Origin of the sequence: Mesomycoplasma ovipneumoniae ATCC 29419 (assembly GCF_028885435.1) — a bacterium.
Classification (GTDB): domain Bacteria; phylum Bacillota_I; class Bacilli_A; order Mycoplasmatales; family Metamycoplasmataceae; genus Mesomycoplasma; species Mesomycoplasma ovipneumoniae.
In genome coordinates this window covers 30,539-53,554 of record NZ_CP118522.1, presented here as the reverse complement: position 1 = coordinate 53,554, position 23,016 = coordinate 30,539, and the positions used below count along the sequence as shown (strand labels likewise).

Sequence of the window (23,016 nt, the reverse complement as noted above, 5' to 3'; positions counted from 1 at the left end):
AAAACTCGTTTTTATCTGCATTGAGCCTAAAAAAACATATGAAGTTTTGAAAGAACAATAAACAAAACCCTAAATTTATAGATTTCTAAACGGGTAAATTTAAGGCATTCCATCATATCTAAAAATATAATGGATAATTCGCATTTTCTGATTTTTTCTATGCAAAAAACATAGCTAATTCCCCTTAATTCTAAAATCCAAATTTATTAATTATTCTTAAGTGAAACTAATTATAACAGAATTTTCTCCTAGACCAAGCATTTTTTTTCCCGAGTTTCCCAGTTTGAAGGCAAAAATTCACTTTTTAGTGAATATAAATATGAAAAAGACCCGTAAATCGGTGCTTTTTGAATGTAAAACCTTAATTTTAATTGGTAGCATTTGGTAGCATTTTAAGTAATTTTATGGTATAATTATACATTATGAAAAAACAAAATTTGTTTTTATTTAGTGTTTGAGGATCTTCAAAAGATAAACCATATAAATATGTTGGCTGAACACAAGGTTATTCCAAAGGTCCAAAACGTTGATTTAGTTTAGGAAATGAGCGGAATTTGGAAAAAATTAATCCAAATGCTGTTCAAATTATCAAAGAAAAATTGAAATTGTTTTCAAATTTAGATGACAAAGATAAAGTCAAGGCTATTTTACTTGATTCTATTAAAAATTCAAGCATAATCGAAGCGTTCGGTTTTTGTTGGCGGGAATTAATTGAAAAACTTATTGAAAAGCACAATATTTTTGAATCACTTCCTAAAAGTAGACATAAAAATATGAAGGAAATTTTTAACTACTTAATTTCAAAACGGATCACTGATCCTGGCAGCATTATTAATGCTTTTGATAAAAAGGATGACTACTCAAATCAAATAAATACTTCCAAAAATAGCTTTTATAGACTTTTAGATCTTGTCTATGAGTCACAAAATCAACTTTTAAATAGTGTCAACAAAATGGTTATAAGCGAACTTGGAAAAAGGGACAGTGAATTTTATTTTGACTCATCAACAGTCTATTTTGAGACATTTGAAAGAAATGGATTAAGAATTCCTGGTTATTCTAAAGATGCTAAATTCAAAGAAGACCAAATTGTCATTGGCTTAGCGTGTGATAAAAATGGTATTCCTTTTCATATTAAAGTTTTTAAAGGGAATACCGGCGATTCTAGTACATTAATCCCTTTTGTATTAGATGTTGAATCCAAATATAATATCAAAAATATGACAATAATCGCTGATCGCGGCATGTCAACTGCTGCAAATATTCGATTTCTTGAATCAAGAAACTATAATTTCATTATTTCTTATCGTGCAAAGGTAGGGACTCAAAAATTTAAAAATTATTTACTAGATCCAAGCGATTATGTTAATGTAAGTGCGGATTTTAAGTATAAAAAGAAGAATTTTATTCATCTTATAAGAATAAAACATACACCGAAAATATTAGAAGAAGAATTATTACTTACAGTACAAAAAAGAGCAATAAAAGACAGAAAAGCTCGTGAAGAGCAAATCCAAAGTTTTATTAAAAAACAAAATAAAGACGGTTTTATTGAGGTAAACAAATTGTTTGGTAAAAAACCTAAATATTTTAAGGAAATTTCAAACATGAAATTTGAATTAGATCAAAATAAAATTGACAAAGACAAACAATTTGATGGTTACTATGTTTATGAAACAAATATATTAAATTTAAATGTCTTAGACATAGTTGAAAAATACCAAAAACAGTGGAATATTGAAGCTAATTTTAGAAGTCTAAAAGGTTTGTTGAATATTCTACTCGTATTTTTAAGAATTGACGAGCACATTCTAGCTCATACACTTTTGTGTTTTATCTCACTAGTTATTTTAAAAACTATAATATTTAAAATCAACAAACATATTAGTGATAACAAGTTATTTGAAAACAATCAATTAACTGAAATTGGTTTAGTAACGATGTTGCAAAAATTAAGGCAAAGGGTTGAATTTAACACTTTAGATCAGCAAATAACATTTAAAAATCGAGATGGTGTTCCTAGTGATCCGAATATTTGAAATAGGTATGATTTTTTACTATGATGTGTTAATAAATCAGTAAAAAAATTGTTATTAACTTTTACCGAAAAACTTAAAAAGTACCTAAAACCAGATGCTTTTTTAAAATTACCTTATGAAACTGGGAAACTCAGGATATCTAAAAATATAATGGATAATTCGCATTTTCTGATTTTTCTATGCAAAAAACATAGCTAATTCCCCTTAATTCTAAAATCCAAATTTATTAATTATTCTTAAGTGAAACTAATTATAACAGAATTTTCTCCTAGACCAAGCATTTTTTTTTTTTTTTTTGCAAAAGGTTAATTTCAAAACTATAAAAATTAAGGTTTTAGCGTCAAAAAACCTGGATTTACCGGTATTTTTGCATATTTTTATTATCTAAAAAGTGAATTTTGCATCAAACTGGGAGACTGATGAATAACAAAAAATTCCAAATATAGATTGTTTTATAAACAAAATAATCTATATTTGGAAAAAGAAAAATAGTTTTATTTTAATGCTGTTGCAAAGGCTTTTTCAAAATCTTCTTTTTTGGAAAATTGGTTATTAAATTGTATAAAATATCTAAACAAAACCTCTGATTTATCGGAGTTTTTGTTGTTTTCTTCATCTCCAAAATGAAGGGTTAAAGTTTTTGCTGGGGTTGTAGGGGTTGTTGAAGAAGCGGGTGAAGAAGTTGTTGTTGTTGTTGTTGTTGTGGAAGCAGATGTTGTTGAGGCAGTTGGAACTGTTGTTGATGTTGAAGCTGGACCTGTTGAGGTTGTCAAAGAACCTGAAGTTGTTGAAGAACCTGAAGTTGTTGAAGAAGCATTTTGGGTGGATCAAAAGTTTTTTTCTAGTTCAATTTGAGGTTGATCTTTGGATTTTGAAGTTGCAATTTTTACAATTATCTTTTGAGGATTTTGAGTTTGAGTTCCCCCAGAATTTGAAGATAAATTCTCATTAAGAGCATTGTAAGAAAGAACAAAATTAGTAAATTGACCTTCATCAACAGGCAAAATACCAATAATTTTTCCATTTTGGTTTGTATTTGTACTACTTGTTTCGATTTCTGCCTTTTTTGAAACACCTATTAGCCAAACTGGCGTATTATCAGGAATTGAATCTGAATTTAAGTTTGTTAAATCACTTTTTTTAGATAGTTTTTTAACTCAAATTAAATTAGGATCTTGATTTGTTTGTTGATCAGAAGCCCCGTTTTGTTCTGTAATAAATTTAAGGACAATTTTAGATTGGTTAGGTTCTAAGTTATTTTGGACTGAGAATGAATAAAAAAATGGAGTATTTTCTTCAAAAGCTACAGTTCTTTCAAAATTTTCGTCACTTTTATAAAATAATTTTAAATAATTGTCGTTTAGACTTGGATATAAAATCCCTGAATTTCTGACAAGTTTAACTTTTTTATCACGCCTTTTTGAAGAGTCAAGGCCAAGCGAAACTTGAGGGTTTGTGATTGATTTTAGGCCTTTAATTTCTGAGTGAAATAAATTACTTTCATCAGATTCGCCAACATTATATCCGCCAGATCCGTCAATAAAAAAATTTGCTTGATTTTCTTTGGCTAATAATAATTGAGGATTTGTTGGTGACAGACCACTTATTTTTATATCTTTTTGACCTAAAATTTTATTAAATCTGTCATAAATACTAATTGTTATTGTTAATTGGCCAGTAGAACTTTCAAAAAATAAATTATATTTAACACCGTAAGAAAAAATTTGCTTAGAGTTAATTATGTCATTCATTTTAGCAAAAATTTTTGATAAAACTTCTTCAGGTTTCTCATTTTCATCAGTTTTTTTTCAGGACGGAAATGTTAATGAATCTTTAAAAAAGTCTTTAAATCACGTCACAATTGCTCTTTGACTAGTTAAACTATCATAAGTTGGACTGCTTTCTAAATTAACAATTTCCAAGCCCTTACTTGTGTTTCTATTTTCCTGAAAAGAATAAAAACTAGCATTAATTGACCTTAAATTATTAATAATTTCTGCGCCATCTAAATAATTAAACTTTTGTCTTACAATGTAGAGATCATTATCCTTAATCACAGAATCCAAATATCTTTGTGCTAAGTTTTTGAAAGGTTTTAAAGTGTAAATAAAATTAAATTTACGGTAATTTTCCTGAGTTTGAGCATCATTTAGATTTTCTTGACTTGAGTTTTGAGAATTATTTTCGCCAACATCTTGAAATAAAGATACCTGATTTTGAGCTAGTTTTTCAATTTCTTTAGCCTTAAAATCGATTTGAACCATAAGTTCAACTTCACCAATTCGGTCCATTTGAATATTTGTTCCAAACAGTCTTACATTAAAATTTGGTAAGGAATTTGTGAATAAATTTTGTAATTTTGATATATCAAAGAGATTGCTATGATCAGTTTGGGACACTAAAAAGGTAGATAAAGATACATTTTGTGTAACAATTTCTTGAATTTTTTCGTCTTTCAAGATGATAAGTTCATCATTAGTTTTAATTAAATTATTAAGATAATTAGTAACTTGTGCGTAATCTAGTAAATTTGAAACCTTTAAATCAAAAGTCCGAATTTTAGTTTTATTTGAGTCAAAAATCCCAAAGGAAATTCACAAATTACCACTTGAGTCGTCGATATTTTTAAAAATTATGTTTCCAGATGAGTCTGTTTCAAAATCAAAATAGGTGCCCGCAGGAAAATTTACTAAATTATCATTTGAGTCTAAAAATAAAAAAGAACCAAATTTTTCAAGGGTTTTTTTAGCATCTTTTGTATTTTTATACTCAGAATTTAGCACTTGAATAAACGAAAGTGCATTTCATTTTTGGTTTATTTGTGCTGTTTGTAAAATAAAAGCGGACTTTTGTTGGTCAATATTAAAGCTTATAAATGGAATATCACCTTTGCCATTGAAGCCACGAATTGAATGAACTTTTGAATAAGTTTTATTTGTAAATTGATCATGCGCCGAAAAAACAACGTTAATTAAATTATTATTAACAACTTTTGTAACTAGATCATCATTTTCAACATCAGATTTATTGATAGGGTTGATATTAAGTTTTAAAAAAGGATATTTTGAACTAAAATTGGTAAGGTTAAAAATTGTGGTAAGATGAAAATTAGACGCTGAATCACGAGATAAATCGAGAATTTGTTCGGCTGAATATTTGGAAAAATTCTCGTCAATTTGCATTTGATCAACAATTTTTCCAAATTCTTCATTTGAAAGTTGAATCCCTCTCTGATTAACTTCAGTTTTTTCTAAATTTCGCTGATCAACAACATCAAAATACTTTGACTCAACCAGCGAATAAGTTAAATAAGAAAAACCTAAAATTGCACCAATTGCAATAGGCCAAGTCGCCATAATCATTAAAGATCTGGTGTGTGAAACTTTTTTTACTTTTCTTACTATTTTAGTTTTTTTCATTTTTTCCTAATTTCGATTTAACTGCCTTTTTGGTCTGATTACTGTAAAAATAAGCGGATATTTTGCTTCATTGTCTTGTGGTATGAAAGGATCTAGATTATTTTTAAGTTGCGGCTGCGTGCTCTGAGTTGCAGGTTGTTGAGTTTGTTGCGGTTGAGTTGGTTGTGCTGGCGGGGTCGAAGGTGAAGCTGGAACTGACGGGGTTGGTGCTGGTTGTGAAGGTGAATCTTGAGGAGTAGAAGGATTTTGCACTGAATTATCAGGATTATTTTGCTCATTATTCACAGTGTTTGGAATGAAAATTTGAGATTTTTCAGTAGAATTTAGATTTTTTACGGCAAATCTAATTTTCAAATTTCCAAATTTATCTTTAAAAACACTATCTTTTTTATATATAAGGCCATGTCCGTTTAATAAAGGATAAATTTGAACAAAAGTAGAAAAACCAAAAAGTTTTTTCATACTCTCTAGTGTTTCTTTAAAATCTTTATCTTTATTATTAAACTCAGAATTTAGAACCTCTTCGGCGGTTTTAGAAAATGTAAGCGCGGTTGCAAAATTAGACTCATCAAGCTCTAATTTTAAAAGATTTTGTGGAAAATTTAGAACAACATTGGACAAGACTTCAATTTCACTTTGAGGATTTTGATCTGCAAAAACATCTAATTTTAGTGAATTAATTGGGGTTCTAAAAACAATTTTATTATTTGTAGCAGAAGTGAAAATATAATAATAACCTAGTGTAAAAATCTCTTTTTTGGGACTACTATCATTTTCAGAAGTTTCTTGATCAGCGACCTCAACTGGTTTTGGAGTTGAAGGTTGACCCTCAGAATCAAGTTGTTCTGATTGTTGATTGGCTAGAAAAACTATTTTATAAGAAAGATTTTCGCCAAGTGTTTCAAACTGCTTGACTAAACTATTATTTTTATAAGTTTCTATAAATAATTCAGAAAATGTTTGAGCATTTAGTTCCGCTTGTGACTGTCCATTTTTTTGGTTTAAGGCCTCAATTTTAGAAATTAAATCGCTAAATTCCGTAATTAGATATTGATTTTGAAGATTTGAAACAATTTTCTCATTAATAGTCTTAATTTTTGGGGCAAAATTAGTATCAGGAGTTTGACTTTCTGAGTTTTGTTGTTGATTTCCTTGATTTTCGGGTTGCTGAGAACCTTGAGAATTTGTGTTGTTTGTAGAATTTTCAGTTTCTGTTTCCTGAAATTGTGTTGCTTGTGCGGCAACAGTTTCATTTTTTGGGTTTGAATCAAGACTTTGAGTTTCAGAAGTTTGCTGATTTTCGTCAAATGTGTCAGATTTTAATTCTGCAAGGGAATTAAAAAGAATTCTAAGATATTTTTGAGCTTCTTCTTTAGGTAAGGTCAAAATATTTTTTACAAAATATATAAATTCTTGATTATTTTCAAAAAAAGCACGCGTATTTGTGCTATTTTCTAGTGTTTGTGGAGTTAATGTTCTTTTGGAAAACTCAGAAAGAGTTGGAAAATCGTACTTAAAAGTTCAGGAATTTAAAATCTGAGTTTCCGGAAAGTTAAGATTAAATTTTGAAGAGTTTATTAAAATATTATAAATTTCTTCGTGTGCATTTGAGTCAATTAATCTTTGAATTTCATCTTTTGAAACATAATCAAAAGATGAAAAGACTTCATCTTTTTTATTTTTATCGGTAGGATAATCTAAATTAACAACTGGAATTTGGCTAAAATTTTTAGGGTCAAATGTAGAAACATCTTGGGATTCAGAATTTTTAAAATTTCTTAAAACAAGTTCGGAACTTTTAGTTAATTTTTCTGAACCTTCATCATTAAGGGGATAAAAAATTTCAAACGGTATGCGAACTAGCGATGACTGCTCGTCTGAATCAAGTTGAATTTTTTCAACTATAATATTAAAACCAAATTTTTGCTTGATTTTTGGATCTAAGTCATCATAATCGGTAAAATCAAGTTGTAAATCTGAATTAATAAAAGAATTAAGAGCTATTTTTGCTTCTTCAGGTGTTTTTAATGCTTTTGTTTCTTCGTTGTATTTAAGGAAGTTATAAACTCAAGATATTGATTTTTGTGAAATATCAACTTTGTTTTCTTGATTTTCGTGTGAAAATTGATCAACTTTTAGATCTGTTAGTTTTGGAATTTGTATAAAAACTTTAGGATCAACGAAAGCAGACTTATTTTTAGCTGAATCAAAAAGTAAAAAAGTAAAATTTTTAGTTATATTTGTATTAAAATTTTTTGGAAATACTTGCTTAGCTTCCTCTGTGAAGCTAATTTTACCCTGTATTTCTAAAAAATCTGAGTTCAATTGTGAAGGTTGAACTCAAGTGTTTTTATTATTTTTTATAATTTCAATTTTGTAAGGAAAAACTAACTTATTTTCGTGTTTAATAGCAAAGTTTTTGTTAGTTAAAATTGACTCAAAGTCAAAGTCGAAAAAATCATGAACCTTTTTAATAAAACTTTCTGCACTTTGCTCAGAATTTGCTTCCGCTAAAAAGTCGCTTGCAAGCCAAATTTTAGGAGAGATTTTATTTTGCTCACCTCTAGAAAATGGTCTAATATTTTGAAGATTTATTTGTAGTGCTTGGTAAAAATTTTCCAGAAAAAAAGTTGAATTAGGACTTATAGAAATTTTGTCAGTTCTTATGTCAGATTTTATAATTCTCGAGTGATTATGAGTTTTGAGTAAAAATTCAACATTAAATTGTTGATTGGCATCATCTGGTTTTACATCTACAAACTCAAGTCAAATTCCGTTTGGTAACTTATATGGTTGCAATCTTTTATTTTCAAGGCTAAAAAGATCGAAAAAATCACCTTGGTTTGGTGAGTTTTGAATTTTTTTTCACTCTTCTTTTAGTGAGGCGTAAGTTGAAAAAGGAGAAACTTTTTGAGCATTAAAACTAAGAGCATTAATTTTAGTTATTGTTCTATTTAAATCCTCAACAGTTGTTTGATAAGAATTTTTTTTAATTAAGCCAAAACCATAAGAAATACCGACTGAAATTCCTAAAACACCAAGAAATGATGCGGATAAAGTAAGCCCTAGTAAAATTTTTGATTTTTTTGTTAAAAATTTCGTTTTGGAAAATTTCTTAACTATTTTCACTATATAGGAACCTTTTTTACTTAATTCGATTAGTTAAAATTTTACCAACAATTGCACCATCATTTGCGGCAGTAACAATTTGTCTAATTTCTTTTGTAACAACATCACCAACAGCATAAACGCCAGGAATTTTTGACTGTCCGTATTTGTCAACAGAAATAAAATTAAATTTATCAAGAATTTCTTTATGGTTTTTTTGCAAAAAGCTAGTAGCAGGCAAAAACCCAATGTATGGGAAAAGTGACTTAATTTCAAGTGTTTTTTGCTCACCGTTGTGATCAATAATTGCTGACTCAAGTGCACCGTCTCCACGGAGTTCTAAAACTTTAGCGTTAAATAAAATTTCAACATTTTTGTTTTTTTTGAGTTCTTCTATTAAAAGTGGCTCGGCAATAAATTTGTCATCACGAACTAAAACATAAACTTTTGAGGCTATTGAAGCTAAAAAACTTGATTCCTCAACAGCAGAATTTCCTCCTCCAATAACAATTGAAGGTTGATTGGCATAAAAAGGGCCATCGCAAACAACACAATAAGAAACACCTTTACCTTCAAAATCAAGGTAATTTTTAATATCTAACGGTTTTCTTTCGACCATTCCTGAAGCTACAACAACGGATTTTCCTGTGAAAGTTTTACCGTCTTTACAAATAACTTTATGGTCAAAAGGTGAGTTAGATTCAATATAATCAACTTCACAATAACGGTGTTTTGTTCCGAATTTTAGTGAGTGTTTATACATTCTTAGTGCTAAAGATGCACCATCAATAAACTCATCTCCAGGTCAATTTTCAATTTTAGATTGTGAAACAAGCTTCCCACCTGGCGCTCCTTTTTCCAAAATTAGAACTTTTAAATTACCACGAGAAGCATAAAGAGCGGTTGTTAGACCAGCCGGACCTGCTCCGATTATTATAACATCATAATTTTCCATGACTAGACCCCTTAAGAATAAAATTTTAACGATTATAAATAATTATATAATATTAAATTATAAAAAACATTAAAAACTAATGTTTTTCGTTGTAAAATTTCAATTTTGACTAAGCCTCTATGGTTTTTGGTTCTGATTTTGCAAGATCAGAAACATTACGATTCCATCTAATTCAAGGCAAACCAATATAGCGTCTGTTTTCTTTTGTGTATCTTTCAGAAAATGCTAATTTTAACTTTTTGTTTTCAATTTTTACATAGTAATTTGTGAAAAATTGAAAGCGGATGAACAACAAAATTCCCAGAATTATCATCAAAATTGCAATTACAAAATAATAAACATATGATTCTTGCCGTAAAAATTCCATAGAAGCCCGAACAATTCCGTAATATAAAATGTATAGCGCCCCTGTTGAACCTGGTTTGAGTCATGAAAAAAGATTTAAAACTCATACAATTACCAAGTAACCAAATAGCGAAGTTAGTGATTCATAGAAAAATAATGGAACACGGAGTTGACCATTTGGCGCATGTTTATCGGCAATAAACATATTTTTTCGAATAAAATCACCTAATCAATTTACGGTTTTACCTTCAGGATCAAGAAATCCATAGACTTCGTGATTTGTAAAGTTTCCTCATCTTCCTAAAAATTGGCCAATTAAAACCGCTGGCAAGATAAAAGAAAAGCCTTTTCGTCAGTCAAAACTAGCCCGTTTTCGATAAGCATAAATTAAATTTGCAACAGTTGGAAAAATAACACCTCATTGAATTGAAAGTCCACCTTGGCGAATATTTCATCACTGTTGTAATGATGTTAAATCCCCTACCACTAAACGCTCAAGAATATATCCAAAACGAGCTCCAACAATAGAAATAGGAATTGTGATAAAAATCAGCGCGGCTAAATGATCAAATTTGTAACCTTCGCGCTTTCAGAAAAAATAAATTGTGATAATTGACGCAACCATACCCAGAACGACTGTGAGGGCATAAATTGGAATTCAATCCTGAATTAACCAAAAAGCCTCACCTTCTTTAAAAGGGCGTTCATTTATTAGGTCAGCGGGAATTTTTGTAAGGTCATTCATTGTTATTCCTATTTTATTTTGTCTTATAAATTATACCACTTTTTTTATTTTTAAAAAATAAATAAAAAATACACAATTAAATGTGCATTTCTTGAATATGTAAATAAAAATTAATTTTTAAGTTTTTAGCAAAATTATGAAAGGTTTTGAAGATGTTTTTCTAATTGTTCAAAATTAATTTGATCGTGAACATCAGAATTAGGTTCAACAACTAAAACTTTTCCTTCAGAGTCAACAATAATATAACCACGATTTAATAAAAATACATCATCAATTAAAAATCCAGTAGCTAGTCCAAAACTACGCAAACGATAGTCAGAATATATCTCCATATTTTCGGATAAATTTGCATTTTTTCACTGAGCAATCGCAGAAGGAAGATCTAGTGAAACTGAAATAAATCTAAATTGTGAATATTTCCTTGATAAATCACGGATGGATGTTGTTTGTTCATCACAAATTTTGGTGTTAATTGACGGAAAAATCGAGATTAGTGTTGTTTTTCCAAAATTTTTAAAGTCAACAACATCAAAATTTATATCACTAACGGTAAATTCTAGTTTTTCTCCTGGTTGTATTAATGATGAAACTAAATTATATGCTTTGTTCTTGAATTTTGTTTGCATCTTGTCACCTTTCGTATTTTAAAAATAATTTTTTGGCGGGGGTTAAAGGATTCGAACCTTCACTGATGGGTTTGGAGTCCATGGTACTGCCATTATACTAAACCCCCTTGTTGCACAAACTAATTAAATTATACCCTAAAAAGTTATAAATAAAAACTAAATGCTAAATAAAAAATGTTTATGTTTACAGAAAAAATTTATATCCTAACCTACTAAATTTTTTAGCTAAATTAATAGAAAAATTCAGACAATTACTTTTTTATGTATGATTTTGATTCTGCCACTTTCGTTAATTTTTTCTTCTAATTTATTGATGGAAAAATTTTTTATAAATAAGTAGAAAAATCTCAGACAATTAGTTTTTTACCTATGATTTTGATTGCACCACTTTTGTTAATTTTTTCTAGCATGTTCATTTTAAAAAATTTGGACAAATAATTTACCTCATATAATAGCTTGGAGTTTTATATGATAAGCAACTTTGAGGCCTTTCATAGTTATACCAATCAATAAATTCACTTATTTTTTGATAAGCAATAGCTACATTTTCAAAATTTTCGCCCTCAATATTAAGCAATTCTCGTTGAAAAACTGCATAAAAATATTCAATAGGTCTGTTTGCAAGGGCATTGCCTTTTGGTGACATTGATTGTTGGATATTGTTTTGTTTTAAAAAATTAGCAAATTTGTAGTTCGCATATTCCACGCCATGATCTGAATGGAAAAATTTTGGTTTAATATTATACTTTTTGATTGTTTGTTTTACTAAGTTTATAGTTTCTTCTGAAAATCTTGTTTTAGAAATCGAAAAATTGAGCAAGTAATTGGATTTTGTTTCAATAATTGAGTGTAGGTAAAATCATTCGTTGTTAATTTTGATAAATTTAATATCAGCAAATCATTTTTCACCAAAATTTTCTGAGCTAAATTCACCTTTGATATGATCTTCAGTCCAAATTCGTGTAAACTTTTTCTCTTTTGGTGCCGGTTTTCCTTGCTTTTTATAAGCAATTGATTTTAATCCTAAAAATTCGTAGTGTTTTTGAAACACGTACGTGCTTACATAATTTCCCTGATTTATGTAAATATTATATAGGATGTCGCGGCCTTTTACCTTTCGATATAAATAGAAATTTTCACGAATTCACTCAAGTAAGTCTTCATCATAAATCATTTTCTTTGGTGGTTTTTTCACCCTTATTTTCTCATAAATAGAAGTGCGATTAACGTTAAAAACGCTACAAATTCTAGTGCAATTTTCGATTTTATCTTTATCTTTCTCTTGTTCTTGTTTTAATTTTTTGAGCTCCTCAAGAATAATTGCGGGGTCAATTCCGGATCTTTTAAGAACCCTCTCCACTATTTCTTGATAAATTCCACGATCATTTTCGGAAAGATCGTTAATTGTATATTTCTTTTTTGGTTTGCGTGGAGATTTGATTTTTCCACGAGTACTAATTAAACTTTTCATATCATTATTATAAAACTTTTTTGCCAATTTCTTATCAAATTATTAGCGTATATATGCAACATTCATTCTTTATCCGCTTTTTTACTTTTAGATTTGTTTTTGTAAATTTCTCTAAATTCTTCTGCAAAATCCAAAATTGCGTTTTTTAGCCCTTTAGATTCGGCAATTTTAATGTATTTAAATTTGTCTTCAACTGTAAATTTGTATTGTTTCATTTTAACACACCTTTTTTGAATGTGTCTGAAATTAATATATTAACTTAGGAAAAATTTTTTATTATTTTTTTTAAACTTGTACTTAATATTATAATATATAATAAGGTTTAATTATAGAAATAGTAAATGTAGAGGTGAAATGAAAAATTTAGAATTAATAAATATTTTAGCTGCAGGAAGGGCTTTAGAAAATGATCTTAAAGAAAAAATTAGAAAAATTATAGCTAATATAAATAAATTATCAGGAAATATAATAAATTTTCAAAATTTGATATTGAGGAAATACTTGCTTGAGGATATTAATTTTTCATGAAAGCAATAACTCTTCTTTTTAAATATCTTTTTTTTAACTGGGCAGTTAAATTGTTTTTCTTTTTAATTGTTTTTTTAGAAACATTTTTTTTAACACTCACTGCCGGTTACAACGATTTCCTTATTAATTATCCAACGTTATGAGGTAAAATTATTATTTGGGGTGTAATTTCAGCATTACTTATTTTATTTTTATATTATTTAATAAAATATGTTTGATTTATAAAGAAATATAAAAAAGAAGCGTTAAATTTAACTAACAATCAATTTGAAGAAAAATATGAAAAATGATCGTTAGAACCTCGCTGATGAATTATTATTCGTGATATGTGGAATTATCCTGATGAGATTGAATTCAAGAAGGAGAAAAAAATCTTTTTATTTCACGTTCATTATAGAATCTTTATTTTACAAATAATTTATATATTTATTTCATTTATTTCCTTGCCAATATTAACAATAATTATTGCAGTTCTTCCTATTAAAACTGGTTATTTCTCTATTCACTTTGCGATATTTGGGTTAGGTTTAATCATTATTGTTATAAGTCAATTGTTTTTGCATAAAATATCAGCTCTACTTATTAAAAACACAATTGAAGCAGTTTATAATAAATACAAAAATTCAATTGCAAGGTTTTTTATGCCGAAAGTAAATATCAAACCGTAGTTTTTAATGTTTAGTTGTTTGCTTGAAACGGGAGTGTTCATAATTTGATGAGATAATCTTAAAAAGTGTCCGGCTTGGACACTTTTTAACTTTTTTGGCAAAAGTTAATTACCTTTTTTATTAGTGATTTAATAAGAAGTAAAAGTAAAAATCACACCTATTTCAAATATTTGAGTAAATAGGAACACCACCAAAATGGCAAACTCAGGAAAAATAACTATCAAAGCAAAAACACTGAATTTTAAAACTAAACACTCATGAATGCAAAATCACTTATTAATCAAATAAAGCAAACTAAAAAAGCTAAATTTTTAACTTGAAAAGCTAAATTATGAAATTTTTAAACTGCTTTTTTAGTTTGAAACAGTAGCAAAAATTAATTTATGGATAAAATAACAAAAACATAAAAAAATACAACTACTATTTAAACTCAATGTAAATAGAAAACTCGTTTTTATTTAAATTGAGCCTAAAAAAATATGTGAAGTTTTGAAAGAGCCATAATCAAAAGCCATAAATTTGTAGATTTCTAAACGGTTAAATTTAAGGCATTCCATCATATTTAAAAACATGATGGATATTTCGCATTTTCTGATTTTTTTATGACAAAAACATAACTAATTTCTCCTTAATTCAATATCTAAATTTATTAATTCATTCTTAGTGACACTTATTATAACACAATTTTATTTTAGACCAAGCGTTTTTTTTTTTTTTTTTGCAAAACCTTAATTTCAAAGTAATAAAAATTAAGATTTTAGGTCAAAAACACGGATTTAGGGTATTTTTACATATTTGTACTCACTAAAAAGTGAATTTTTACCTTCAAACTAGCAAAGTCAGGTATTTGCTTAGACTTTAACAAAAGAAGTTATAAATTTTGACAAAAGGACTTGATAAATTTCCTATTAAAAGTTAATTGTATATTTTAGTCAAATAAAACTAATTTAAAACAAAAACCGCGAGGTTAATCGCGGTTTTTTACAAAAATATTCTAAAATTTAGAGACCAATTTTATTGTTTTTTGGTTGGTAATGATTGACCAACTAGCATTGGGAGTTGATTAATGTTTTGTAAAGGAACTTTAAATTCGAATTCCTTTTTATCTGACTCGTGAAGAATAACAACGATAATATCGGTATTTTTTATTCCTGATTGAGTTAAATAATCAAGATCAACGCTAGCAACTTTATCTCCAACACTAATATCTTGGCCAGCTTCAACAAAAACCTCAATACCTTGACCATGAAGTTCAACAGTATCAATTCCGATGTGAATTAAAACTTGGGTTTTATTGTCTTTAGAAGCAAATCCAATTGCGTGTTTGGTATTAAAGACCATTTTAATTTGACCATTAATTGGTGAAAAAATGTCTTTTTTACCGGTGCTTCCAACACGAATAGCAAAACCTTTTCCTAATTTTTCTTCAGAAAAAACGCCGTCTTTTACTTGTGCTAATTCAATTAATTCACCTGTTGCTGGAGAATAAATTTCTTCTGGCAAGTGGCAAGTTTTGTTTTCACACTTAGTCATTTCAACTTTTTCTGGCATAGGTTTAGCTGGTTTGTTTTTCAAAATTGCGTCAATTTCGTCTTGAGACATAGCTTTAATTAAATCACGTTGAGAATTAATTTTTGCATTCATTTGCTCAGCGATTGGCCCTAAAATTGCCTGAACATGGTGTTGTCCTTCAACTTTTATAGCAACAACGCCGGCAGCTTTTAATTTTTGTTCGTCAACAAGTGATAAATCTTTAATGTCATAACGAAGACGTGATGCACAGTTATTAAAATTGGTAATATTATCAATTCCACCATATCCATCAACGATCGCAAGAACTTGTGGGTCAACTGATGTGGCAGATTTTGAACTATCTTTACGTGCTAAATAATCAGATTTTGTAAATAATTTGGTGTTTGTTCCTCTTCCTGGAGTTTCAAGGTTTTTCCATTTGATAACAAAAAGGAAAACAAAGTAGTAAATTGGTGCATAAGCAAGTCCTACTACTAAAACTCACCAGAAATTAGTACCTTTTTGGACAGGAACGGCTCCATAAATTAAAAGGTCAAGAACTCCACCTGAGAATACCATTGGAATGTGAACTCCGGCTAAATTCGCAAACATGAAGGAAAGGGCCATCATAAATGCGTGGAATCCTCAGAAAAGTAGTGGAGATAAGAATAGGAATGTAAATTCAATCGGTTCTGTAACACCAGTTACAAATGAAGTTCCTGCTGCTGGAATAACAGTTCCTGCAGTAACTTTTCGATTTTCTTTTGGCGCTGCCATAATCATGGCTGCTGCAGCTGCTGGAAGACCGAACATCATTCCTGAGAATTTACCGTCAGCAAATCTACCAACTTTGAATCCATGGTTTTCTAAAAAGGTAAATAATGGGATTGAAACTGCTTTTCCATCTTCGGTGTAATCGATTGTGTTAGCAAATTTCAATAAATAAATTGATGCTGTTGAGTCACCAACAAATTTATCTTTATTTTGAGCATGGTCAAGTAAAATTTCTTTAAGTGAATCACCAGGAATTACTTTACCATTAGCAACTACTTCATAAATTACTTGTGTTGAATTTGCAGCTTCTGCAGTTTTTTGGATAACTTCAATTCCTTGATCTTTTGCTCAGTCAGCGATAGTTGCACCTGCGTCTCCTCCGGCTGATGAAAATCAAAGTGGTGCGTAGAAAACGTGGTGTAGACCAAAAGGAATTAGAGATCTTTCGATGTAACCAAAAATAAATGACTCAAATCCATAAGGAACTTTTGCAAGTGAAGCACCAAAGAGGTTAAGCCCAATTCCTATTCATGGTCAGAAAATTAGGAAAACAAAAGCTAAAAGCCCCATTACTGGAATTGTAATTAATGCAACAAATCTTTTACCACCATAAAATGAAATCATTTGTGGTAATTGAATTGTATGAAAGCGATTATATAGATATTGAACGACAAGTCCAACAGCTATTCCGCCAAAAACTGAGGTTTGAAGCGCCCTAAATCCGAGAGCGCCACCAACAAGCCTTGTTAATCCGGCTGGATCACGTCCTGCACCAGAGAATAAAATAGAAACCCCTTTACCAATGCTTTTTTTAGCATCAGCAGGATCAGGAATATCAACATCAGTGATAAAGACTGTTTGGACTGATGAGAAAACAAGATATCCAATTAATGTTGCAAAAACAGCCACACCGGACTCATCAGTAAAGGCAATAACAAAGGCAATCGCAAATAAAACTGGTAAACCGGCAAAAACAGCATCACCTAGGGCTTGGATAAATTGCCCAAATTGTTTAAGTGAGTCGGAATTGGCGTTGTTTGCAATCGCAGCACCTACTCCTAAGAGCAGACCAGCAATGGACATAACTGAGATTGGAAGCATAAAAGCGCCCGATAATTTGGACAAAATTTTACGCAATTTCCCAGCGCCAGAGTTGTTGGTGCTCTTTCTTGTTTTTTCACTAAAAATTGATTTAAGTGAAATGGACATTTTTCTCCTTTCTTTTTTTAATATAAAATAATTAATTTGATAAATTGGTAACGCAAAAATCAAATTAATTACCATAATTTTACATTATTTTATAGTTTTTGCTAGAAAATAATTGAAAAATATATTTTTTTTCAATTATGGCTAAGATTTGGCAAAATCTGTCAAAAAATAAAATAAGCCGACGTTTTGTCGGCTTATTTTATGCACGGTTTTTGCTGTTTATACAGTGTTTTTCTGATTTATTCAAGAATTAATTTTTCAGCAATAATTAGTTCTTTGATTGCTTTTGCAGCGTCAATTTCGTCTTCACCTGAAACTTCAATGGTAAAATCTGATCCCATTTTAATTCCAAGAGCCATTATATTCATGATTGATTTGGCATTACCTGATTTTTCACCAGATATGATTTTAATTTGTGATTTGAATGTTGTTGCTAATTTTGCAACTTTTGAGGCAGGGCGGGCATGAAAACCAAGTTTGTCTATTACTGTTCCTGAAATTATTTCCATTTTGTTCCTTTTTAAGAAATTAAATCTTTTTTAAATTATACATTATTTTGAAAAAATAATGTATAAAATGTTAATAAAAAAAGCGCCTTCGCGCTTTTTGTGAGAATTTGGACAACCTGATATGGAGCAAGTGAAGGGAATCGAACCCTCACAGTCAGCTTGGAAGGCTGAAGTTCTACCATTAAACTACACTTGCGCTTGCAAAAAATAATTTTACCACAAAAATTTGAAATAGTAGAAAAAATATTTTTTTTTTTTTTTTTTACAAGTTATGGCAGGCACGACAGCGCGCCTCGTATTCGGCGCTATCACCAATTAAGTTTTGTTTTTCTGATTTAACCAGGCGAGCCGTTGTTGTTGCAGCGCGCTTGCAAATTGTGCAAACTGCTTGTAATTTTGTCACATTTTCGGCAATTGCCATTAAATTTGGCAAAACTCCAAAGGGTTTGCGGCGAAAATCCTGGTCAAGGCCGCTGACAATCACCCGGATTCCTTTGTTTGCAATTTTATCCAAAAAGGGGATAATATCTTCGTTAAAAAATTGAATCTCGTCAATTGCAATTGCCCCGTATTTTTCTTTTGCAAATAGATCTTTTATTTCTTGAGTTGTCTTAGCGCTAAAAGTTGGAATTCTCAGACCTGAGCGCGAAACAATTTCGCAGTCAGAAAAACGGTTGTCAATTAAAGGTTTTATTACTAAAATCTTAATATTTGCATAAGTTAGAATTTTTATTCTTTTAATTAGTTCGTCAGATTTGCCTGAAAACATCGGGCCGGTAATAACTTCAATAATACCTTCGAAAAATTTTTTGTACATAATAAAACCTTGAAATATTTTTTCGTGAATGCTGTTTTTATTTTTTAATAAGGATTTAGAATTATACTATAAATTTTTAAGTTTTATTTTAAAGATTTATCATAAGGTATTCCAAGTGCTTTTGGCGCTAAGTCTTTTCTTGAAGTAAGGCCTAGAATTAAAATTGTAACTAAATATGGTGCTGCTTCAATAATTGCTAAAAAGTCACCAAAATTTCCGGCTAGACTAATTGAAATTGTGTATAAAAATGAGAAAATTAAGCCATAAATCACAATTAAAATTATTTTCCAACGGCCCATTATTAAAATTGTTAGTGATAAAAATCCTAGCCCCTGAACATCGCCTGTAAAAGAAGAGCCTAAATACTGGAAATAAAAAGCGCCTGCAATTCCGGCAATTAAACCTGAAAGAAAAACTCCAAGCCATTTCATTCTATTGACATTAATTCCGGCAGCAGCAACAGCATGTGGATTTTCACCGACAGCTGAAAATCTAAGTCCAAATTTTGTTTTGGAAAAAACAAACCAAGTTACAAAAATTAGCGCTGTTACAATTAGTAATTTTAGTGAAAAAATGTTTAAAAATGTTCTGTGCGGACCAAAGGCAAGTTCATTTACTGGTGACTCAAAGCGGCTACTGTTTCCATAAATTTTAAGCAGTGCAAATGCAATTGCTGGCGCCAAAATGTTAAGCGCTACCCCTGAAATAATATGATTTCCTTTCAGTTTTATCGTTAAAAACCCATGCAGTAGCGAAAATAATCCTGAAAAAAGCGCTGCAAGTGGGATTAAAATCAGTTGCATCGCCATGTTTGAAACATCAAAAAGAATTGAAAAAAGACCATAAACTGTAGCCCCAATAATCATAACTCCGTTGATTGCAATGTTTACAACCCCAGCTTTTTCACTATAGAGCCCAGCTATCGATCCGGTTGTTATTATTGAGAAAAAAACAAAGAAAAGTGCTAAAATTGGAATAATTGTTTCTCAGGTCATTATTTTTCCTCCGTTTTTAAAGGTTTTTTAGCTTTTTGGTCTAATTTAAAATTTTGAATAATTTCAGATTTTAGACTACGAAACTGCAAGTGATGTTCAATAATTTGCTGTCAAAAGGCATTAAAATTATTTTTAGCATCAAAGTAACCTAACTCATTTAGTTCGATATTTAATTTACGCCTTTTTTGGTTAATTTGCTCAAAAAAGGCTAATTTTTCCTCAACGTTTTTTGACTTAAGTGCAGAATCTAGTCCAGATTTGTTTTTTAATTCTTTCTTTTTTTGCTTTCAAATTTTAGTGTTGTCATAATTCTTAATTTTTAAGTATGCTCTTTTTAACAGAAAAAGTTTAATGTTTATTTTTTGAATTTTTCGGTAAATTCAAAAAATATTAACTTTTTGGTCTAAAAATAAAGTTAAAAGTTCTGCTTTAATATTTTCAAATTTAGTAATTTCTGTTTGCAAATTATTAAATTTTTCCTTTTTTTCAGGTTTTATGAACAATAAACTTAAATTACTGTGAACAGGGCTTGTTGGCTTAATGTTTATATTTTTTGCATTTTTAGCACTGAAAAATCGGCCCGTTCTGGATAAGTATCAAACATTCATCATTCATTTTAGAGGTTTAAAATGAATGAAAATAACGGATATAGCAGATAAATACACTATAATTCCAATAATAATTTGTGTTGTTTGTTGATTTAGGGCGATTGAATGAGCCTCAAGTGCATTTGTTCCAATTAGAAGAACTGAGTAAAAAAATGATATTGGGATTATTCCAAAAGGTGAATTAAAGGCTAAAAGTGCTAATAAAATAGCATCAAAACCTTCTCGTGGCATTCCGGCCTGAATTGTAAAGGATCTTCTGTAAAAAACATATCAGGCAAAACCGGCAATTCCGCCGACAATTCCGGAAAAAGTCATCACGGCTATAGTTGTTTTTTTGTTATTAATTCCGGCATAATTTGCAGCATCTTTATTTTGTCCAGTAATTTTTATTGAAAGGCCAATTGAAGTCTTTTGCAAAACAAATCAAATTAAAAATGCAAATAATAATGCTAAAAATAACATTATTATTGAAAAATTACGGGTTAAAAATATTGATGTTAAAAATGCCGGCTCGTTTATAGTTTGAGATGTTAGTGTTGTAGTTTTAAATCCAATGTCAAGACTTGTTGAAGTAAGGAAAAATTTACCAATATAAAAAATGATTCAATTTAATAAAATTGTTGAAATAACTTCATTTATTTTCAAATAAGATTTAAGAATACCAACTAGCGCACCCAGAATTCCACTTGTTAAAATACCTAAAAGCGCGGCTATTAATAGTCGAGCATAAATATTAATTGATGTCAAATTTAAAACAATCATCAAGGAAACTATCCCTGAAATCATCATTTGTGCCGGAAGACCGATGTTAAATAACCCTGATTTAAAAGGAATTGCAATTGCAATACTAGCAAAAATGAAAATTGATGTAATTAATAGCAAATTTCTAACTTCATTTCAGGCAAAAGCGATCTTAAAAACAATAGTATAATAAACTTTTAGCGGATTGTATCCAAATGATCAAATAAAAATAAAAGAAACTAAAATTCCAAAGAAAATTGCCCAAAAAGTAGACAAAATCTTTTCAGATAAGCTTTTAGAGGTGTTTTTTTCTAATTTTTTAAAGAAAAAATTAGAAAAAATAGAAAAATTAATTTTTTTCTTAATCATGATTTAAACCTGCCATTAGTCTACCTATTTTATAACGGTCAATTTCATTTGCAAAATATTTTTTAGAAATTTGCCCTTTGTTGATAACGCAAATTGTGTCAGCTAGAGCCAAAACTTCATCAAGCTCATATGAAATGAGTAAAATTGTTTTATTTTTGCTTTTTTCTTCAAGAATTTTTTGATGAACTAAATTTATTGCCCCTATATCAAGTCCACGAGTTGGCTGAACTATTAAAAGTACTTCGTGATCAGTTAAAATTTCGCGGCCTAGAACAAATTTTTGTTGGTTACCCCCAGATAAAAGTCGGGAATTTTTTTGGCCAGTTTTATCACCTCTTACATCAAAAAGTTCAACAATTTTATCGTATAATTCTTGAACTTTTTGAGTTTTTATATATTTTTTTGAAACATATTTTTCATTTCTCATGTTTCTTATTATTGAATTATCTAAATTTGGCAAATCTAAAACTATTCCGTATTTATGACGGTCACTAGGAACATAAGAAATTAAACCAAAACGAGAAGCAACACTTGAATTTTCTAAGTTTATAGGTTCGTTCTTTTGGTTATAAACCAAAATTTTACCTGTTGAATGAATTAGACCTGAAATTGCAAGCTCAACCTCAAGTTGACCGTTGCCTTCAATACCTGCAATTGCAAAAATTTCGCCTTTGTGAATTTCAAAGTTTAAATTTTCGATTTTTTTATCAAAAGAAGCGCTAAGATTTTCAACTTTTAGCCCAACTTGAGTGAAATCTTTTTTGAGTAAATTTTTTGAGCTAACAACTTTTTTACCAACCATTGCCGCAGTCATCTCGGAAATACTGATGTTTTCGAGATTTTCAAAATTAGCAACGACTTCTCCATGACGCAAAACGGTTGCAGAATTTGCAACCTGTTTAACTTCAGATAATTTATGTGATATAAAAATTATTGTTTTACCGGTTTTAATAAAAAATCTTAAAATATCTAAAAAGGAATCAATTTCTTGTGGCGATAGAATTGCTGTTGGCTCGTCAAAAATTAAGATATCTGAGTCGCGATATAAAATTTTTATAATTTCAATTTTCTGTTTTACAACCACAGAGGCATCGCCAGTTTTTTGGTCTAAATCAAATTCAATACTGTAAATTTGCTGTATTTTTTTAATTTTTTCACGGGCAGATTGTCGATTTAGAACACCGCGATGGGTAAATTCCTGTCCTAAAATAATGTTTTCAAAATTAGTATAAGCATCAACTAGTTTAAAATGTTGATGAACCATTCCTATTCCCAAGTCGCTTGCACGGTTAGGATTGTCAATAAACGATTGCTTTCCGTTTACTTTTATTTGTCCCTCATCTGGTGTATAAATTCCAAAAAGAGTGGACATAAGTGTTGATTTTCCGGCACCATTTTCCCCAATTAGTGCATGGATTGTGTTTTTTTTAACTTTAAAGCTAATGTTTTTATTAGCAAAAAAGTTGCCAAATTTTTTTGAAACGCCAATAAACTCAATTACATTTTCTTCTCTGTCCATTTAATTAAATTTTAGCAAAAAAATTTAAAAAATCCAGACAAAATAGCCTGGATTTTTTC

16 protein-coding genes and 2 tRNA genes are annotated in these 23,016 nt (G+C 29.5%); 3 read left to right on the top strand and 15 right to left on the bottom strand.

Features of this window, described 5'->3' with window-relative positions; genetic code table 4:
* Nucleotides 1–422: 422 nt before the first annotated feature.
* Nucleotides 423–2,237 carry an IS1634 family transposase gene (locus PWA39_RS00215; RefSeq protein ID WP_274827454.1) on the top strand — a complete coding sequence of 605 codons (1,815 nt, stop codon included), beginning with the start codon at nt 423–425 and terminating at the stop codon, nt 2,235–2,237.
* A 296-nt stretch (nt 2,238–2,533) separates the two neighbouring features.
* Here the strand turns inward: PWA39_RS00215 and PWA39_RS00210 are convergent, their stop codons facing one another.
* The 8 genes from PWA39_RS00210 to PWA39_RS00175 form a co-directional block, all read right to left on the bottom strand.
* Nucleotides 2,534–5,458, bottom strand: coding sequence for a P110/LppT family adhesin N-terminal domain (locus PWA39_RS00210; RefSeq protein ID WP_075949689.1), 2,925 nt, complete (start codon nt 5,456–5,458; stop codon nt 2,534–2,536).
* Nucleotides 5,459–5,464: 6 nt separating this feature from the next.
* Nucleotides 5,465–8,587 carry a P97 family adhesin gene (locus tag PWA39_RS00205; protein WP_069099268.1) on the bottom strand — a complete coding sequence of 1,041 codons (3,123 nt, stop codon included), beginning with the start codon at nt 8,585–8,587 and terminating at the stop codon, nt 5,465–5,467.
* Nucleotides 8,588–8,603: 16 nt separating this feature from the next.
* Entirely contained in the window at nt 8,604–9,521 is a 918-nt protein-coding gene (locus PWA39_RS00200; RefSeq protein WP_069099269.1) for an NAD(P)/FAD-dependent oxidoreductase, read from the bottom strand.
* Nucleotides 9,522–9,630: 109 nt separating this feature from the next.
* Nucleotides 9,631–10,611, bottom strand: a complete 981-nt coding sequence (locus tag PWA39_RS00195; protein ID WP_069099270.1) for a prolipoprotein diacylglyceryl transferase — start codon at nt 10,609–10,611, stop codon at nt 9,631–9,633.
* 134 nt (nt 10,612–10,745) lie between these two features.
* Nucleotides 10,746–11,237, bottom strand: a complete 492-nt coding sequence (locus PWA39_RS00190; RefSeq protein ID WP_010321223.1) for a peroxiredoxin — start codon at nt 11,235–11,237, stop codon at nt 10,746–10,748.
* 33 nt (nt 11,238–11,270) lie between these two features.
* Nucleotides 11,271–11,344 (bottom strand) — tRNA-Trp (locus PWA39_RS00185).
* 332 nt (nt 11,345–11,676) lie between these two features.
* Nucleotides 11,677–12,708, bottom strand: a complete 1,032-nt coding sequence (locus PWA39_RS00180; RefSeq protein WP_274827453.1) for a DDE-type integrase/transposase/recombinase — start codon at nt 12,706–12,708, stop codon at nt 11,677–11,679.
* Entirely contained in the window at nt 12,696–12,923 is a 228-nt protein-coding gene (locus PWA39_RS00175; protein WP_274827452.1) for a hypothetical protein, read from the bottom strand. The genes PWA39_RS00180 and PWA39_RS00175 overlap by 13 nt, the downstream gene beginning before the upstream one ends.
* A 139-nt stretch (nt 12,924–13,062) precedes the next feature.
* On the opposite strand from PWA39_RS00175, the gene PWA39_RS00170 reads away from it, so the two are divergent.
* Both PWA39_RS00170 and PWA39_RS00165 read left to right on the top strand, forming a co-directional pair.
* The gene (locus PWA39_RS00170; protein ID WP_069099133.1) at nt 13,063–13,245 is read left to right on the top strand and encodes a hypothetical protein; all 183 of its coding nucleotides are present in this window, start codon (nt 13,063–13,065) and stop codon (nt 13,243–13,245) included.
* Between the two features lie 41 nt (nt 13,246–13,286).
* Nucleotides 13,287–13,904: a hypothetical protein gene (locus tag PWA39_RS00165; protein WP_124983454.1), complete on the top strand. Its 618-nt coding sequence runs from the start codon at nt 13,287–13,289 to the stop codon at nt 13,902–13,904.
* A gap of 1,014 nt (nt 13,905–14,918) precedes the next feature.
* On the opposite strand, the gene PWA39_RS00160 is transcribed toward PWA39_RS00165, so the two are convergent.
* From PWA39_RS00160 to PWA39_RS00130, 7 genes are all read right to left on the bottom strand, one after another.
* The gene (locus tag PWA39_RS00160) at nt 14,919–17,399 is read right to left on the bottom strand and encodes a PTS sugar transporter subunit IIABC (RefSeq protein ID WP_069099135.1); all 2,481 of its coding nucleotides are present in this window, start codon (nt 17,397–17,399) and stop codon (nt 14,919–14,921) included.
* A gap of 239 nt (nt 17,400–17,638) precedes the next feature.
* Nucleotides 17,639–17,908 carry an HPr family phosphocarrier protein gene (locus PWA39_RS00155; RefSeq protein WP_069099136.1) on the bottom strand — a complete coding sequence of 90 codons (270 nt, stop codon included), beginning with the start codon at nt 17,906–17,908 and terminating at the stop codon, nt 17,639–17,641.
* A gap of 122 nt (nt 17,909–18,030) precedes the next feature.
* Nucleotides 18,031–18,104: transfer RNA gene (locus PWA39_RS00150), tRNA-Gly, on the bottom strand.
* 66 nt (nt 18,105–18,170) lie between these two features.
* A complete protein-coding gene (locus tag PWA39_RS00145) occupies nt 18,171–18,725 on the bottom strand; it encodes a thymidine kinase (RefSeq protein ID WP_069099137.1) in 555 nt (184 codons plus the stop codon).
* Nucleotides 18,726–18,808: 83 nt separating this feature from the next.
* Nucleotides 18,809–19,720: an ABC transporter permease gene (locus PWA39_RS00140; RefSeq protein WP_069099138.1), complete on the bottom strand. Its 912-nt coding sequence runs from the start codon at nt 19,718–19,720 to the stop codon at nt 18,809–18,811.
* Nucleotides 19,720–21,438, bottom strand: a complete 1,719-nt coding sequence (locus PWA39_RS00135; RefSeq protein ID WP_069099139.1) for an ABC transporter permease — start codon at nt 21,436–21,438, stop codon at nt 19,720–19,722. Before PWA39_RS00135 ends, PWA39_RS00140 begins: the two co-directional genes overlap by 1 nt.
* Entirely contained in the window at nt 21,431–22,957 is a 1,527-nt protein-coding gene (locus tag PWA39_RS00130; protein ID WP_069099140.1) for an ABC transporter ATP-binding protein, read from the bottom strand. Before PWA39_RS00130 ends, PWA39_RS00135 begins: the two co-directional genes overlap by 8 nt.
* Nucleotides 22,958–23,016 lie beyond the last annotated feature (59 nt).